The organism is Sphingobacterium sp. UBA3519 (assembly GCF_002377215.1).
Classification (GTDB): Bacteria; Bacteroidota; Bacteroidia; order Sphingobacteriales; family Sphingobacteriaceae; genus Sphingobacterium; species Sphingobacterium multivorum.
In genome coordinates, this window is the sequence record NZ_DFPI01000013.1 from 1 (window position 1) to 17,290 (window position 17,290).

General features: G+C 36.4%; 18 protein-coding genes. All 18 read right to left on the reverse strand.

Annotation, left to right across the window (positions count from 1 at the left end):
• On the reverse strand, window positions 1-256 hold a 256-nt coding region (gene tnpA / locus B3297_RS06775), incomplete at its 3' end, for an IS66 family insertion sequence element accessory protein TnpA (protein ID WP_286778615.1).
• Between the two features lie 10 nt (window positions 257-266).
• Window positions 267-788 (reverse strand): hypothetical protein, encoded by a 522-nt coding sequence (locus B3297_RS06780; RefSeq protein ID WP_286778616.1) that lies wholly within the window; start codon window positions 786-788, stop codon window positions 267-269.
• 147 nt (window positions 789-935) lie between these two features.
• Window positions 936-1,928 carry a hypothetical protein gene (locus B3297_RS06785; RefSeq protein ID WP_286778617.1) on the reverse strand — a complete coding sequence of 331 codons (993 nt, stop codon included), beginning with the start codon at window positions 1,926-1,928 and terminating at the stop codon, window positions 936-938.
• The gene (locus B3297_RS06790) at window positions 1,929-2,363 is read right to left on the reverse strand and encodes a hypothetical protein (protein WP_286778618.1); all 435 of its coding nucleotides are present in this window, start codon (window positions 2,361-2,363) and stop codon (window positions 1,929-1,931) included.
• Window positions 2,344-5,706, reverse strand: coding sequence for a hypothetical protein (locus tag B3297_RS06795; RefSeq protein ID WP_286778619.1), 3,363 nt, complete (start codon window positions 5,704-5,706; stop codon window positions 2,344-2,346). Before B3297_RS06795 ends, B3297_RS06790 begins: the two co-directional genes overlap by 20 nt.
• Window positions 5,707-6,185: 479 nt before the next feature.
• Entirely contained in the window at window positions 6,186-6,800 is a 615-nt protein-coding gene (locus B3297_RS06800) for a hypothetical protein (protein ID WP_286778620.1), read from the reverse strand.
• Window positions 6,801-6,873: 73 nt separating this feature from the next.
• Window positions 6,874-7,488: a hypothetical protein gene (locus tag B3297_RS06805; RefSeq protein WP_286778621.1), complete on the reverse strand. Its 615-nt coding sequence runs from the start codon at window positions 7,486-7,488 to the stop codon at window positions 6,874-6,876.
• Window positions 7,488-8,294: a DUF4099 domain-containing protein gene (locus B3297_RS06810; RefSeq protein WP_286778622.1), complete on the reverse strand. Its 807-nt coding sequence runs from the start codon at window positions 8,292-8,294 to the stop codon at window positions 7,488-7,490. Before B3297_RS06810 ends, B3297_RS06805 begins: the two co-directional genes overlap by 1 nt.
• A 20-nt stretch (window positions 8,295-8,314) precedes the next feature.
• Window positions 8,315-9,502, reverse strand: a complete 1,188-nt coding sequence (locus B3297_RS06815; RefSeq protein WP_286778623.1) for an ArdC family protein — start codon at window positions 9,500-9,502, stop codon at window positions 8,315-8,317.
• On the reverse strand, window positions 9,492-9,656 hold the full coding sequence (locus tag B3297_RS06820; protein ID WP_286778624.1) for a hypothetical protein: 165 nt from the start codon (window positions 9,654-9,656) through the stop codon (window positions 9,492-9,494). Before B3297_RS06820 ends, B3297_RS06815 begins: the two co-directional genes overlap by 11 nt.
• Window positions 9,649-10,053, reverse strand: coding sequence for a M23 family metallopeptidase (locus B3297_RS06825; RefSeq protein ID WP_286778625.1), 405 nt, complete (start codon window positions 10,051-10,053; stop codon window positions 9,649-9,651). The genes B3297_RS06820 and B3297_RS06825 overlap by 8 nt, the downstream gene beginning before the upstream one ends.
• Window positions 10,054-10,197: 144 nt before the next feature.
• Window positions 10,198-12,237 (reverse strand): type IV secretion system DNA-binding domain-containing protein, encoded by a 2,040-nt coding sequence (locus B3297_RS06830; protein WP_286778626.1) that lies wholly within the window; start codon window positions 12,235-12,237, stop codon window positions 10,198-10,200.
• 11 nt (window positions 12,238-12,248) lie between these two features.
• Window positions 12,249-13,094, reverse strand: coding sequence for a conjugative transposon protein TraN (gene traN, locus B3297_RS06835; RefSeq protein ID WP_286778627.1), 846 nt, complete (start codon window positions 13,092-13,094; stop codon window positions 12,249-12,251).
• 19 nt (window positions 13,095-13,113) lie between these two features.
• Window positions 13,114-14,277, reverse strand: a complete 1,164-nt coding sequence (locus tag B3297_RS06840; RefSeq protein WP_286778628.1) for a conjugative transposon protein TraM — start codon at window positions 14,275-14,277, stop codon at window positions 13,114-13,116.
• A 58-nt stretch (window positions 14,278-14,335) separates the two neighbouring features.
• On the reverse strand, window positions 14,336-14,560 hold the full coding sequence (locus tag B3297_RS06845) for a hypothetical protein (RefSeq protein ID WP_286778629.1): 225 nt from the start codon (window positions 14,558-14,560) through the stop codon (window positions 14,336-14,338).
• A 184-nt stretch (window positions 14,561-14,744) separates the two neighbouring features.
• Window positions 14,745-15,359: a conjugative transposon protein TraK gene (gene traK, locus B3297_RS06850; protein ID WP_286778630.1), complete on the reverse strand. Its 615-nt coding sequence runs from the start codon at window positions 15,357-15,359 to the stop codon at window positions 14,745-14,747.
• A gap of 15 nt (window positions 15,360-15,374) precedes the next feature.
• A complete protein-coding gene (locus tag B3297_RS06855; protein ID WP_286778631.1) occupies window positions 15,375-16,493 on the reverse strand; it encodes a plasmid transfer protein in 1,119 nt (372 codons plus the stop codon).
• 14 nt (window positions 16,494-16,507) lie between these two features.
• A complete protein-coding gene (locus B3297_RS06860) occupies window positions 16,508-17,287 on the reverse strand; it encodes a hypothetical protein (protein WP_286778632.1) in 780 nt (259 codons plus the stop codon).
• Window positions 17,288-17,290: the final 3 nt, after the last annotated feature.

Below are 17,290 nucleotides of genomic sequence, written 5' to 3' on the forward strand. Positions count from 1 at the left end.
GGGCAAGATCATTTTCGACCTTTATACGCACACCGTTGGGATAGATAATCTCAACATCGTTCCTTCGGGTCGCGTTGTCGATTGTGATAAAGTTCCCTCCGGTAGTGTCATTTTCTTTACTGCGCGAAAACCAATAATAAAAAGTCGCTTCCTTGATCCCATTTTCCGTGCAAAACGCTTTCTTGCTTTTTCCGCTCTGCTGCCAGTCTGCTATCATAGACAGCATACGCTCACGTTTTTCTTGAAGGTTGTTCATAACAGCAAAGCTAACCACTGAGCCGATCTAAGTCAATATGTACTTGGTAGAATGGATACCTATCAACATAGGACATCTTTTTGCCTGTAAAGTCTACGAAAAGTTTTTCACCCGCTTTATGATCCAGTTTCCCCGAAGCTTTGATCTTGCCTCTCCACTTTCTGTAATGGGTGGTAAATTGGGTATAGCGGTAACCATCAGGATATTCAAGTAGGTAATTTTGCCATAACGTCTGCAAGGTGGCCCCAGGGCGCTTAAGCTCTTGCTGTATCTTACTGAACTGAGATGACAGGTGTTCATATCGCATCTTTTCGGTTTGGTCATCCTGGGTAAAAAGATCATGAAGATTTGCATCATCCATAGCTAGAAGTTCAGCATGATCTAATTCTAGTACTTTAAACCGCTTAATATAGCTGTCCACCGTTTTACGGTTGATGTTCATTATCTGGGCAACCTTACGGTTACTAAGTCCTTTTTTCTTTAGAAGGATAAGTGTTCTGAGTTCCATTTTGTCTTTCCGTTGTCCTGCCATGCTGTGATCATATGATTATACAACACCAACTTAAGCAGTTTAATGGAAAGTGGCCCAACGACCTCCGAATTTAAGAAGATTATTTGGCCCATTGACCTCCGAAATAATTGGCAAATCAAACCGAATCAACTGGCCCATTGACCTCCGTTATAGACAGAAGTCACTTTTTACTTTAAACAAGATTTGTAAAATTTCTTCCTCTGTAAATCCTTCGGATAATAAAAATTCCTCATCTACTTTAACATTGTTAATAAAGTCAGTTTCTTTTCTTGACTCTAACCATCCATTTTCTTTCGCTGATTGCCAAATATCTATTCCGATTAAATCCTCCATAGTAGTATAGAAATTAATCCCCTTCGATTTGATTGATTTCAATAATGGAGAATATTTTGCTGATGTTGATAAAATAGTGAAGGTATTTCTTTCTGCAGAATCAACTCTTATACTTTGATTTATAATTTCAATCGATTTAAGACCGGGAAGATCATGATCAAACAAGCCAATACTTTTCAAATAAGATCCGTCTTCTTTTCTGTTAAGAGTTTTACTCCATATCTGAATTTTTCGTTCTACCCAAGAAGTACCGCCTCCAAAATCAATATATTCGATTTTAAACATTGTCAATAACTCTTCATAATATAATTCGGTTGTTTTTTGTAATAATTTAAAATCATTTACACCTTCAACGAAAATTGTTTCAATAATAAATTGTGATAAATTTGACTTAATTAAATAAATATGAAAAATTAGATCTCGTAAATATATCTTCCAACTTTCTTCAGACATGTTATAAAAAAGTACCTTCCAAAGATTATTAAAATTTGAGATAAATTGACGATGTTGGGTTAAACCAATAATATATAAGGGTACATTGAGTCTATTTTTTACTTTATAAATTTCCCTAACTAAGATTTCCCCGGCTTTTGGTATTAATTCTCCCCCTTCATGTAACGGCATCTGTAGATCTGAAATTAATAAGTGATATTTATCTTTTTTTAAATATTGTTTGGCTTCCGATATGCTAATGGCTTGATTTATTCTTAATGGCACATCTTTAATCTGGGCTTTTATTGTAGTGATAATATTTTGAATTTTATTCATATCATCATCTACGATCAAAATCGAAATATTAGGATTCATTTATTTTATACTTTCTATTAGAGTTAACAAATTACTCTTCCAATCATCGTTTCTTGAATCATAATATACCCCGTCAACATAAAAATCAAAATTCTGTTTATATTTTGCAGAAATCTGTTCGAAAGTCAATACATCATTACCTATAGGAAATTTGTCAAACATAGTAAACAAGATTACTGGAACAATAATAGCTTTTCTCTTCATTTCGCGTAATATCTTCTCTCCACCAAATTGTTCATAATTTTGATTAATATCATTATTCTCTTTCTCCCAAAGCGGTATGGTCATATCTAAAATTAACACATCATAGTTGTTCGATCTTAATGCTTCCAATCCTGATTGAAATGACTCTCTTAAGTCAAAATCGCATTTATACAATAAGGATGTTAACTTATCGATCTTAATTCTATCATCTTCAATAATTAATATTTTCATGATTATCTGGTTTTTTATAAACTAAAAAAAGTGAGATTGTGATATTTTCACTATTTACTTCATAATCGAACTTTTCTGTTATGCATTTTGCTTCATATATCATTATTCGTTTAATTTTATGGAACCCACTCTCCCCCTCAATATTAGAGCGTTCTATTTTCTTTAAATCATTCCAATTATCCTTTATAATTTTCAAATTATCTTTTGTTTTTTGAAGATCTTTAATATTGTGAGTATTAATAACATCAATTTTAATATATTGACCATCAATCAATTCACTCTTAACTGTTAACTTTATCTTATTATCGGATTGAGAGTGAATAATTGCGTTGGTAAATAGAATATTAAACACATAGATCAAACTACTATAACCAGAAACGCTCTTAAACTTCATATCCACCTCATAATCAACAGTAATACTTATATTTAATTGCTTTGTAATTTCAACACTGGCATTTATTATATCTTCAAGCATTAATAATTTGGAGGTTGAAGATGTTTCTAATATAAACCACTCAGAAACATCTTCAAGACACAATTGCAAATTTGTCAAAGACGTATTTAAATTTTCATAAAGCATGATATTTCTAGGCAATGATTTAGGAAGGCTATTTCTAAAGTTCTCGACCAGATCACTAATTAGTTGATAGACCTCATTTTCTAAATATTCGTAAATACCAATACACAATTTCAAATTCGTATAGTATGCTAAATCATTTAATAAAATTTCAACAATATCGTCTGTATTTTTTAAATAATCGATATGTTGTTTATAAAAATTGTAAAGGATCTCATCATTTGTAGAATAGTTAAATACAGCAATTGGATTATTCAATCTTTCATGAGTAATTTGTATCGCATGGTTTTTTAAATTCCCAGTGAGATCATCTATTTGTTTGCTAAAAACTTTTATTTGAATCTGTATAGTTTCCAAGCAATCTGGTTCAACTTTTTGTGAATTCCAGTATTCAGAGTCAATATACTCGCCAGATAGCTTTGTTGTTACCAAATTTAATTTCTCAAATACACTTCTAATTTGGTTTTCCAATGCGCCATGTCGAATTTTTGTACTCAAACTACTGTCTAATCCATATTCTTTGCTAAATAAAAATTGCTCGCGAACTTCATAATATATATTTTTAAAAGCCACAAAATCAGCATCATTATAATTATTAAAATCATCTTGCACCTGCTCTTTCAATGACGTTTCCCAGTTTCTGGCTTTTGAAGCATTGAAACTTACCAACTTATTGCTTTTCTTTTCTGTGGCTATTCTTAAAAGACGGTTAAAATCATCATTATATTTCTCAACTAATTGTTCTTTGAGTCTATCTATATCTACGAATAATCTTCCATTATTAACTTCTTTAATCACATTTCTTACAGAAATCTTTTTATTTATCTCATCGATTTCATCACTATAAATTTTCTTATTCTTTTTATCTATAGTTATTAGACGAAACAAAACTTTCAATCTAAATTCCTCGGTATCATTAATTCGATTAAAGTAATACTTGATGGTATCTATCGTGCATATCTTATTTAATAAATATACATTAATACTTGGATCTAAATTTTCGAGATGTAATACATCTTCTAAATCATAATTTCTTGAGCATAAAAACTCATCTAGAAATTCATATAAATTATATTCAAAATAATACAAAGATGATAGAATCAAAGTATTTATACTACTAATGAATTTAAATTTATCATCATTCTCTATTGCTAGCTCAAATAGTTCTTGGAAATTTGTCTTGATGTAAAAGGTGTCTTCATCAAACATCATATATCCAAATAGATCGAGAGCTTCTTCAATTTTGTTATCTTTTATATAAGAATCGAATAAAAAAAACAAAAAACGCTCTTTGTAGTAATTACTGGAGATTATAACTGAAAAATTTTCTGTTACAAGACTTATTACACTAGAATAATTATTGCTATAGTAATAATAAGCAACTTCTGCAACAAGTTTCAGTAAATTATCTGTTGAAACAAACTTCGAATATTCCACATCCTTAAGCCCATACAAAATTTTTTTATATTCAAAATAGTTATTATTCCCGAATAAATCACCTATAGCAGAGTTAAATCCTTCTAAAGCAACTTTATAAGAATTAGAATAAAAAGAATATCTAATTGATTGATTTTTGTTGTTATCTATATTAGAAAGAAAATCCATTATTTGCATTCCTAGATTGCCATTCGAATACTTGAGGGCATATTTAATTAATTTTCTACCACATTTTTCATTGTTTTTTTTAAATAATAAATATTGATATAATTCCATTAACACTAAATCAATAGATCTTAGTCCTAAAGGCTCAAATTCTTGTTTTAAATTTATTATTGACTTTATATAAATCTCATAGACCTCGAATTCCAAAGGATATTCTATTATAAATATTTTACTAAGTTTCAGGGATGATTTAAAATCTCCTTTGTAATAGATTTCTAATATCTCATTTATTAGAGTCCAATTCTTATTTTCAATATATTTTTCATCCCACAGATGATTATAAATATTGATAACTCTTATATCTGAATTCCCCGCTTTAATTAATTTGGAAACAAATGATTTAAATAAGGCTCTATATTCACAATTTTTATTGTTTAGGTTTACAGTAATAACATTTATAATATTATTATATTGATCTATTATAGAAAATAAGTTACAGATATAAATAGCGCTTCGTAAATCAGAATAATAATAATTATAATTAGCAAATACGAAATTGCTGAATACAAAAAAATCTTTTATTAGCTCATTTGCATTTATAGTATTTATATCATTCTGTATTTGATTGACATAACTTTCAAAAGATACAGAGTTTTCAATTTTTTTACTACTCGCATTTATACAGAATTCATAAAAATTATTCCCTATAATATTTAAATAATTGGACAATTTTAACCAGTTTTCACTTGAACCAATTTCTTCCTCGGAGATATGCAGTTCTGATTCAATTGACCATATACTAAATCCATAATTCGAAACAATTTGTGAAATAAGGGATTTAGCAGTAGGAAAATCACCTTTTAAAATTGAAATCTCAAACTCTTCTTTTAAAACAACAAATTGATTAATATCCGAAACATTTAATAATATCTTGTTAGCAACCCACTGAAATTCAGAGACAAAATCATTTGTAAAATACAATGGATCGTTAACTTTAATGTTTTCAAGATTTTTGGGAAATAAATTCCTATTTAATGAATGTCTTAAAATTCTATTACTCTCAAATATCTTATTATAGCTACCTGGATCTATTTGAGTTTTTATAAAATTGATTTTTTCTAACAATCCAATTTTAGAATTATTTAAAATTTGTCTAAGATTCATACTATGAATTGATGCAATTTTTTAAGTTACTTAATATTTCGGTTTAAATTGATCTAAAATTAAGTAAAACGTTTTAAATTTTATTGAAATTATAATCTATAAAAGTTAAAGTTCTAGACCGCTTTGATTACCAAAATTTTGATAAAAACCATATTAGAACTGAGATAATTTTCTTCTTCCGAGCAAGGTTATCATCTAATGATTATAGCTTCGAGAAAAATAGCTTATCAGGCCGAAACGTATGGCTTAGAATAGACAATTAATCGGATATTTCAGGTATAGATGCAATTCGATTCTAAGACGATTTCCTAATCTCTCAGCACAATATCCAGACGATCAAAATGTTATGAATTAATTGATCATTGAATTTCTGAATGGTATCAAATTCTACACCTAATTCGAACATAGGTGGGACTACAGAATAAAAAAGCGGATTTTCTGATTAGAAAACAGGTTAGGGTTCTCCCTATTTTAACATACTACCTCCTTCTTTTAATTTGCTCATTCTGTGAATCCAAATTGGCTTGAGTTACAATATTGCTTTTAGGTTGGGCATACTGGCCTTTTTTGAGACCAGATTCCAAAAGGAGTGTTTCAGGAATATTTGTATTTAAAATAATTTTATCGGACCCTAGCTTTGGAATAATTTTATCCCTTATCAAATTCTTGATATGTTCGATCCCTTTAATATTATTTAGGAATTTTTCCATCGAGTGATTGAAAGTAAAATAAGAATACGAATCATTTGGAATACCATAGGCAATTCCATTGTCGGTTATTTTAGCAAGTTTCTTATTGAATTTTTCGAGTTCCTTTTTCTGTAAATGATCATAAAGTAGATCATTTAATTTCTCTTCTAAAGCCATATTAATAAAAGGATCATCTGGTTTTTTAAAAGATTTTGCGTGGTCTTCGGCCTGCTTTATAAGTTCTTTTCCTTTAGCATCTTTATGATAATAGTCAGTTGAACCACCATGTCCTGCATTTTTGGCATAACCAACATGTTTACCATTTATATATAAAGAAGCTGTGAACGCCTCTGTCTCTTCGCTTAATGAAGGAGAGTGTTTTATATTTTTAAGTTCAATATTCATAAAATATAATTCTAAATGTGGTTAAATCCACAAGTTCTAGACGGATAACAATCAGCCTTATTGGCACTGAAGACTATAAAGCAGTAAATAAATGAGGGAAATTCAAGAATCCCTTAACCGGTTTATGAGTTCGGATGGCGAACCGTTTACCAGAAATCACCTCAAAGTAGTTTAGGGAAAACCTCTCAATCGGTAATACAAGACTTTGCGAGCCAAATTCTATTTCTATTAAATCACCATTGATCCAAAATTTTGAGTCAATACTACGGTTCCAAAGAGCAATCTTGCAGTCAAAGATTTTCCCAATCAAGCTATTTTCAGCTATCAGATGGATTTTCGCATTAGGGAACTCACAAATGAGTTCCCTAAAATTTACTTTGCATGGGAGATAACCCATCGAAGCAAAGGCAACAGACAACGAGTTATCAACATATTGTGGAAAAAAATGTGTAAAACATAAAATATCTAGACAAGCTGGAGCTATAAATAAATCAGTTACCGAAGATGGAAAATGATTATAAGCTTTCCATATACCACTAGCTACCTCTTTAACACACACGTTGTTAGTCCAAACTTCCTTTTGCTGATCTGAAAGATATCTATAGCTGAACTCAAAACCGGCAGGAGATCTTTCAAAAAAGGGTTCAAAGAATCGGATCACATCCTGATCCAACTTATCTACATTCATTAACGGGACGATGAGCGTCCATATCCTCTAGATTCTTGATTTGGGATATGTTTATTTATTAATTGCTGGATGGTGACATTAGAATCGACTACATTTCCTTTTTGTTTCATATCTGCAATGGCCTGATTATACCCATTAGTATAACCTTCGGATTGGAATTTGGCAGCACGGTTTTTCAGGGCCTGAATCCCTCTATATACAAGGTAAGAGATGCCTGCATCAAACAGGACCGAAAGTGCTAGTCTTTTATTATCCGATTTTAATCCCTGGGGGTTAAGCGCCGTATGCTGAAACCTGGTACCATCGGATAATTTCACAATCTGACCATTTTTAAATTTTTTCTTTTGCTCTTCGGTAAGCGTCTCTGAGTTTACAGCTAATGGAACATTTACTTTTTCAGGATCATAGGAAATAAATTCTTTGGTCTGTTCATCATATTCGATGATTATTTTCCTGACCTTACCCTTTTGTACTTCTTGCTCTTTGGCAATATTGTCAATCTCACCATTTTGAAGTTTCTGGCTTTCATTTTCATCCAGAAGCTCATGTGCTTTAGCCACCTTATATATTGGATGCACATTCAGGCTCACACTTCCGTCGTCATTTTTCTTTAAAGATAGTTTCGCATCGAGTTCGGGAATAGAAAGCCCATCAAATTTAAGGTCTTTAAAATTTGTCATTTCAGTTCTTCTACCTGTAAGAAGTGCATTGATGTTGTCCCTGGAGAGAAGTATCCGTCCCTGAATGTAGAGGCCCAATTTTTCAAGTTCACCAAGGGGAAGTTCGTTGTCTTTAAATTGATTCATATTATTATCGAGTTATAGGATTAACGTTTTAAACCATAAGAAGCCTTTTGGACTTCTTCGTTACTATTAGAAATTGCTGGAGTTTTTATATCATTGCCGTTTTTGACATCTAGCAACGATTGGTAGAGTCTGTCGTTTTTTGAGAGTACAAATTTCTTTCCGGAGTCCTCTACTTCCATCTGAAGCCTTCCTCTTTTCAGTTGACTGGTTACTTTATAAACCGAATCCTTGTACGTAATGATATCGCCAATAAAGAGTTTGGATTCATTTTTTTGCGAGCTTTTATTAGTGGTTTGCTGGTTAAGTTCACGTTTACGCTCAAAATCCAGCAGATAAGAAAATATCCTTTCCGCGTCCGTTGCCGCCGCATGGATTTCATAAGGATTATTTTTTAACATTTCGATCCACCCTTTTACATAAGCAGCATGCTGGCCAGGATCATGACCGATCTTAAACTCATCACCGATCAGCATAGAGGCAATCTCAGCCCTTAATTCTTCCCGTGCATACCCTTCACTTCCAAACCTATTAAACAGGGACCTGTTGAGCCTATCCTGATGGCCAGTCCAATGCCCAAGCTCATGAAGAAGGGAAGCATAATAGCGGTCTGGAGTGGCAAACTGTTCTTTTAACGGCATCGTTATACTGTCAGAACGGAGGCTATAATACGCCTCATCTCCTTTTCTGTGATTGACCACCGCACCGGAAAGGAGAACCAGATCTTCCGCACGGACTATTGGGTCCCAATCAGATTTCAATTGGGGTTTTAATTCTAATTTAGGAATTCCACTGACCTGCTCAGCGTTAAAGACCCAAGCCGCTGTGACAATGGCACGTTCCAAAGGCGTCCGTACTTTTATGCTTTTGCCATTTTCATCAAGGACTTTTTTCCCGTTTTCATCTAATTTCGGGATAAGATCATGGGTTTTGACAAATTGAACAAGCGTACCCTTTTCACCCTTATTTATTTGCCAGCCTTTGGAATCCGCTTGCTTGAAAGTCAGCCATCGGGGGTCTTCCCTGCCTGAATTCAGCAATGAAAAGATATTGATTCCTTTATATCTATTTCCGGTAATTGCGTTATAAGGAAGACTGAAATCGGTTGAGACGGAATTCCAAGGTTTCTGCCAAGGAGCTGTTCCTTTTTCCAATTTTTCTATGAGGGCCGCGGCAACCTGCTCGTGTAGCGATTTTACCTTATTGTTCATCCTCCTCCCCTTCCTCGTTATTTTCCTCGTCAAAAGGAAATTCGTCACCATAAGATATTCCGTATATGACTGCCTCTTCGGGCGTTAGCCCAATTTCTTCGCCTTCTTTCAGAATTCTAAGTTTCTCATTAAGGCTTTCAAAAGATTTATTCATTTTTTTGCTCGTTTAAAGGATTTAAGCTGAGTTCATTGAGTTTTTTAAGAAAAAGAATGGGGTCAATAAATTGACCCCGGATTTTGACTGAGAGATGGAGATGCTCTCCGGTCGCCAGACCTGTTCTACCGCTTACACCAAGTAGATGACCGGGCGGTAAACATTCGCCTTTTTGGACCAATAGTCGAGATAGATGTCCGTATATAACCTGGATTTCATCACCTGATTCTATTACCAGAAATTTACCCAGCGTAGGACTTTCCGCGGCATTCACCACTTTTCCTGAAATTATATTAAAGATGGGTGAATCTCTGGCGGCAAGATCTACACCGTTATGATGAATAGGTTTAAATTTTATCGGATGTACCCTAAAACCGTAAGGCGACGTAACCCGCATTTTTTCAAGCGGGAGACTAAAATCTAGGGATTGCCCAACGGTATTTAAGGAAATAAAAAGCAATAGAAATACCCAGATTATTGGACTACAATAAACAGGGCAACGAATATTATACATAATGAAATTAAATCAGTGTTCTGAAAATTATTCCGATGAATTTTTGTACTTATCCGCTAAGGATTCTTTTTCGGTAGGCTCGGTATACCGAAATCCGGTAACTGCTTCAACAACTGAATTAACTTCCTCTTTGATCTTTTTGAAATTTGCCAGCAGTATCTGTTCTTTTTTCTCTCCAAAATCATAGAATATGGGTAATTCTCTATAATGCTGCTCTTCCTGTTTTATCGCTCCAACATCAATATTTATTCGGCAGTTAACGGCTGAGGTCCTAAATTTTCCGGTGAATTTCTCTACGGCATCAGAAGCGACAAGTCCTACCATCTGACCAGCAGGCAGTGCTGCGATTTTACCGGCGGGGATAAGGGGTTCGAGTTTTTCTGACAGGGATATAGAAGTTTTATTCCTGTCGATACTAAGGCTTTCGCTCTGCTGTTTTACTTTTCCAAAGATCCTTTCCAACCACTCAAGCGTATCTTTGTTCTGCACGCTTCCTGATAGAACATTTCCCACTACCGAAGTAATCGTTGCGGAAGTTTCTTTGCCATACTGCTGCTGAAATTGTTGTAAGCTCTGGATACCCAGGACTGTCGCCACAAGATTACTTCGAGCCTGACTAAGGACCTGTTCTATACGGTATAAATATAAACTTGGAGCTTCATCAACGACTATTCCAACAGGAAGGTTTCCTTTGGAATTCACCAATTTTGTAACACGGTTCACGACAACCGATAAACATGCGGAATTGATGCTCTGGGTAGCGGGATCATTAGCCAAGATCAGTATTCCGGGATGTTTGGGATTACTGACCTGTAGTTCAAAGTCATCTCCTCCAAAAACCCAGAACGTTTCTTTTGTCGCTAGCCTGCTGATAAAGATTTTTAGCGTTCCTACCTGTCCCTCCAGCTGCTCAAAAGCACGCGCCTTATAAGCTGTCATAAAAGGAGACAAGAGCGAATTAAGTTCTTCGTTGCTAAAGAGTGTGTCAAAAACATCTTCGTAGGACATGTTCAAAAATGCCAGAACATGTGGCAAGGTTGAATAGCATCCATTTTCATACTTACAAAAGAAGTAGATACAGGCGGTTAAGAAGTTCACGGCAGATTGGGTAAAAAACTGGTCGCTTCCTCCACTTTTATCACCCTTTTTAAGGGCCTCTACCAATGCTTCGGCAGTTTCATTTGCATCTGCGAGGGTCTGCAAATATTCCGGTTTAAATGGATTTGCCCGGCGGCTTCTAGATGGATCATTTAGGTTAATGACATGGAATTCATAATCCGGCATTTTTCCATCCTGTTTCGCCAGCAGGTAATGATAGTAAGCAATCTTCCCAAGATCAGGATACTTTAGATCATAAATGCACATGGTAAATGAATTTGCTATCATTTGACGCAGAATTGGCATAATGACCCCAAAACTTTTACCGCTTCCCGGAACTCCGCAGACCAAACAGCCCCTAAATAAGTTTTCCAGTGGAATATAGCCTTGATTAACCTTTCCCTTATAATAAAACAACATAGGGATATTGACAGAATATGGCGTGATTTTCGCCTGGGTGGGCTGCATAAAGGATTCTTCCTCGATATTCCATTTATCTTTCCCTAATCTAGAGCTGATAATCTTTGAAATGTTGTCTAATGCAACATGGATCAGGACAATCCCCAGAAAAGAGCTGAATACATAACCAAGATCATAATAATTCAGCCCGTATAGAACCGGTTTCCCTTTTTGACCGTGCAGCCATACAGCGAGCCCAATTATTAAGAATCCAAGCGTGAGGGGATAAACAATATGGTTCTTGGGATTTAGATCTTTCTTCTTTTTACTCAGGGTACCGATAGAAACCAGTATGACCAAAAAAACAGTAAATAGCTTACTGGCCAGCAGTCCCGAATAAAAAGGCATCCTTGCCAGCTTGGTTGCAAAAAGTAAATTTGTTTTGTTTAGAATCCCATATTCAAGGGATTTCTCAACATAAAGAAAGAGATAGAACTCCAGAAAAATGGAAAGATAAATGGCGAACTGGAAGAATCTATAAAGGCCCTGTTGTTCTTTTGTTTCTTCCATTTTTTTATTGATTATAGAGAATCGGCATTCAGGATATCCTGGTATTTGATTTTCAGGTCAATTGCCCTGCCTGACAACTGTTTTTCAGTGAGACTTACCCGCAATATTTTATTGCCCGGAAATGTTACTTTTTTAAGAACATAAATATTCCGGTTCTTTTTCTTTAGGAGGTCGAATGGCTGAAATTGCCAGATGGGTTCTATCTCAACCGACTGGACATTTGTTGCCTTGGTGATTCTTTTATCTTCCACAAAAAAACGTAGCTGATCTGGCCTAAATGAAAGGTTCGTATTATTGACAAATGAAAGATCCAGAAAAATGAAATCACCGATCGTTCTGATACCGTTCAGATAGATCCCTATTCCAAACTTCTCTTCCTTCCTCTTTGGGCGGTTACCGGATTGGGTTAAAAGAGTATAGGATAAGGACCTCATCTGGCTCCTGCTCAGGTTATTTTCCGAAGGCTCCAGCGGAACCGTAGATAAAGGATTTATTTCATAAAGAACCGGCGACTGTGCTTCAATATCCTGACCAGTTTTCAAGGCCCGGAACTGTGTCATGAAATTTTCTCCGACCACTGTAATGCTGCCGAGTTCTGTCCCCGAATCATCTAGATTCATGCTGTCTGAAACAATTTTAAGCCGGAGCAAATTATCTATAGGCAAATCTGCCACTACTCTTTTGGAAGAGATATCCACATATTTGATCGGTTCCGGTGAAAGGATGTGAACTGTGTTTCCCTTGGAAATCCTGATAGATTTAAGGTCGCTAAGTAAATGGTCTCCACCTGACTGTGCCATTGTCGGGGTTGCGGCGAGCAAAAATATCGCCGATAAAAACAGAAATAGATTTCTCATAATTGAAAATGATGAATGATTATTTGTATTGTTTTTGATTTTCACGAAGTGCTTGTGGGTCTATCAGATAGACCAGCGTATTATATTTGATTTTCGCCCTGTTTTTCCGGATATACCTGGAAACTGCTGTAGTAGTCGACTGAAACATCCTTTGGATCACGCCCATAATGATCTGGTTCTGGTTTTCTCCCCCCTGTATTGAAATTCCCTGAGAAGAATTTGCGCCAAGCTCTTTGCTGAACTCCCTGAAAGCGGATGCGGGCACATAAAGGCCCTGAAGACCATCATTATCATACAGATCAAGTTTTACGGGCAGGATCTTACCTCCCTGCATAATTGAAGTAATGCTCAAAAGGACACGCTGGCCGGTAAATCCACTAATCTTTGCGTATAAATAGGTGCCTTTTTGAATCAGATTGCTTCCCACCAATAAATTATCCATGAGCCTGATCCGCAACCTGGAATCCACATATCCGGTCATATTCTCGTCAATTATGGCCTGAATAAAAGAATCGTTCGGATTGTCTCTAACCGTATTGAAAACGGATTCGGTATCGTCGGCCTTTCTGACATTAAGCAATGGTAGATCCGCTTCTTCTTTTTTCGCCATTTCGATCCGCTGCCTCTCCTCTCTCGCTGCCCTTTCTTCCGGATCATTTGCCTTTGCCAGACTATCGGCAAATTCCATCTGCCGGCGGAATAGAAGCATCGGATCTTCTTCTGTCCTTTTTGGTTCTTTTCTAGATTCTGGATTGGATTTAGGAACAAGGGAACTCAGGACACGGTCCAGGTCTTCATTTCCATGCACAGCCCTTGGAGCATTAACTGAAATTAGTGATTCCTGTTTAAGCTTATCCCTTATGGAATCTAACTTGCGTTTTTCTTTATCATTGTACATTTCATCAAAACGGAATCCATCTACTTTGTCTTCCTGCAATTGATTCACCGCGGTATAGCCGTCCCCTCGACGGTACATTTCCCGGTAAGCGTTAAGCTTATCGGTTAAAGCTTTATTTTTCACCTCTGGGGAGACTTCCGAAATCTGTTCTTTTAGCTGGGGCCCATTATCTTTTACAGCACGCTCTTTTGAAAATGCGGATTGGTAAACGTAAAAGAAAATACAGATAAAAGGCAGGACGATAATCGGTATGATATATTTGGGCCTTTTTAGGTCTAATTTCATAATATAATTTGATTTAGAATTGAGAAATACTAAGCAGGTTTAGGGAAAAAATGCTGGATCAATCTTTGGATATCGAATCCTTCGCATTATGGTTTTCCAGCGACAAAAGCCTATCCTTTATCTGGATAAGGATCATACTATCCTGTTTATCCAGGTTATCTTTTTTTGAAAGCCCTTCTAGGACAGCCTGAAGTTCAAGTACTTCTTTTAGATCGGAGATTGAACCAAATATATTTCCCATTCCATCCGCAATAGGTGCAGAGAGTTTCGGATTCTTCACCATTTTTGCTTCCTTTTGCCTTGGCAGCATAAAAAAACAGCAGATTGAAATCAGGATACATAACACCATGAACATGAAAACCTGTTTGGGATATGTACTCAATTTTGACCTTACACATTTTCTAAGATGGACAGTATACCTGGAAAATTCATTGCCGATCTCTTTCCAGACACTGCTTTCGGATTTATTAGAGGTTATTTTTTTGAACATAACTGAGGTCTTTATTTTCCAATGTTTTCCATCTCGTTATCAGAACTGCATGCGCGTTGTTGTCTGTCCTGATTTTAAGGTCCCTTAAATATCCTTCTGTAATGAGACTACGAACGACGGTTGAGCTCCGTCGGTCTATGGTCTGTTTACCATAAAAGCGAAAATAGTTTCCTTCAAGGTGGATTGAATCCGTCTGGATCGTAAGTACCGCACTGGAAGACAAGATGGAATTAAAAAATCCTTTCTCACGGAGGTTATTGTATTGTAAAGCACCTGATTCATCAATCAGATACATCGCTCGCTTCATCTGGTATTCTATAAACTTCTCGTCCGGTGTCAGAGTAAAAAAAAGACTATGGAATAAATTTATATGCGTTCGGTACTCGGCTGAACGGTTCATTTCAACACTGGTCTGCTGCGCGGCCAATGGCACATTATTTATATCCAGTACATATACTGACTTTCTTGCACTTTCCACCTGTTTAAAGGCAAAGAAAGAAACTATGGACACCAACAGAAAGGCCGTTATTAAACTCCCGACGGCAATAAGGGTTGCCAGACGAATCTTTGATTCTATATTTTTGATAATCATGTTCTTTATTTAAGTTTAGAATTTTGCGATCACCCTTCTAGCTGTTCTTGCCATACCGGATGCCCCACGGCCCATTGTACCCGCGGCTGAAGTGATTCCAGAAGTGGATACGATCCATGTACTTATACTTGGCACCGTGAGCATTGTCAGCCCACCGATCAGGAAGGTTACGATGACGATCCCAAATGACATTATTCCATTTCCGGCAAGCCAGCCAAGTTTTTCGAGCCTATCGCCAGAAGTCGATAATAATTCCTGATAACGGGTGATCTCAGCTTCTAGAGCATACTGCTGAAAAAGACTGGTTATATGCATCACCAGATAGGCAATCCCAGAGTAGAGATTGACCGACACGAACCGTGCGATCCAGGTTCCGAAGGAATCCCTGAAAGCGGGAAGAATACTTACCGCAACGGAGAATGGGCCTAAAATGATCAGAATGGTCGAATAGAGTATCTGGATCATGAATATGATATAAACACAGATCCGAAGTACCCAGACTGCCAAAGTTTCCAGTGTATAGGTCATCCATAGCTGCAAATTGATCTGCATCCTGTTTCTTAGCTCCACGACATTGTTCCATACGGAAGTAAATCCATCTTTCACGGTTGAGGTGACCGCATCCCAAGCCTTTCCGTACCATGTATCCGCCTCGTTTTTTGCGACTTCGGTTTCCGCCTGGATCTGGGTCAGGGAATTGGCTATGTCATACATGAGTTTTGCGCGTTGGAGCCGAAGGCTATTGACTTCGGTCTGTCCGCTATCAAAAAGGCTTTCCGTTTTGGCAGCTACAATATCCGTAGGATAAGCGATCACCCTTGTGAAAGCTCCCCACCAGATAATGACCATGACCAGTCCAAATGGCCTGAGCAAGGGCATAATCTCCATTTTTTTATCGCCGGACATCATTTCATAGCTCTTAATGGCAAAAAATATGAGCATAAAAATTGCCGCTAGCGCCTGTGCATCCGTAATAAAAGTATCGTAATGGGTCCATATCGTATCTTTCATCCCTTTCAGGAAGTGCATTACCCCTTCCTCGTATACCCCATTTCCCTGTAGGAAAGTGAAAGTATCCTTAAATGAATCAGGCACCCCCACTGGAGATGCCTGTAAAAAAAATGTATATGTCATAAAAAATTAATTTATCATCTGCTCTTATTTAGGATTTTGTCCGCAATTTCAATATCAGATTTTCCAGTATGTGGGAGCGGCATGACCGGATCTATCTCCTTAATGGAAGACAGGTCACTTGATAGTGATAGAAATTTCAGGGCGTTGCTTTTCTTGGATTCCCACCCCGATTCAAGAACCCTATATTCCGACAATAGGCGATGATAGCCCAAGATCCTGCTGCCCCTTTCAAGATCTGCTGTTTTCAGGATTTCCAGACGTTCTATGAGGCCCGATCTTTCACTGGTATACCATTCATAAGTACCTTTATTTATCAGATATTCTTTTACCTCTGAACTGATCCCCTGAAGGATTAGGGATTCATCCTTTTCTAGGGGGGCGAACTCATGTTTATAGTATAGCATCCAAAGTGGATCTGCGGCACTCACAGCCCCTGAATAATTGGTAAGTTCCTTGATAGCAGTATTTCGGATAGTATCGGACTGCATTTTATAGGAATCATTGGTCTGCTGCATAGCCATCACCAGACCCATTCGCATGGTCTGGGGCCCTGAGCCTGAAAGGGGGCGCCTGTCCAGCTTGGGATAACTTGGATGAAGGCCCCAGGTGAGCCAATACTGATAATTCAGTCCGAGAAATCCAGAAGTCGGGGTAAATTTCTTTCGGTCCCACTGTTTATGCACCATGCGCTCCTGCTGATTGACAATATGTTTATCGGTCTGACGCTTGATCCGCTGGCCAATGACAGGTTTAGATCCAAGCAGAAAAATAACAATAGCTAATATTCTCCACATAAT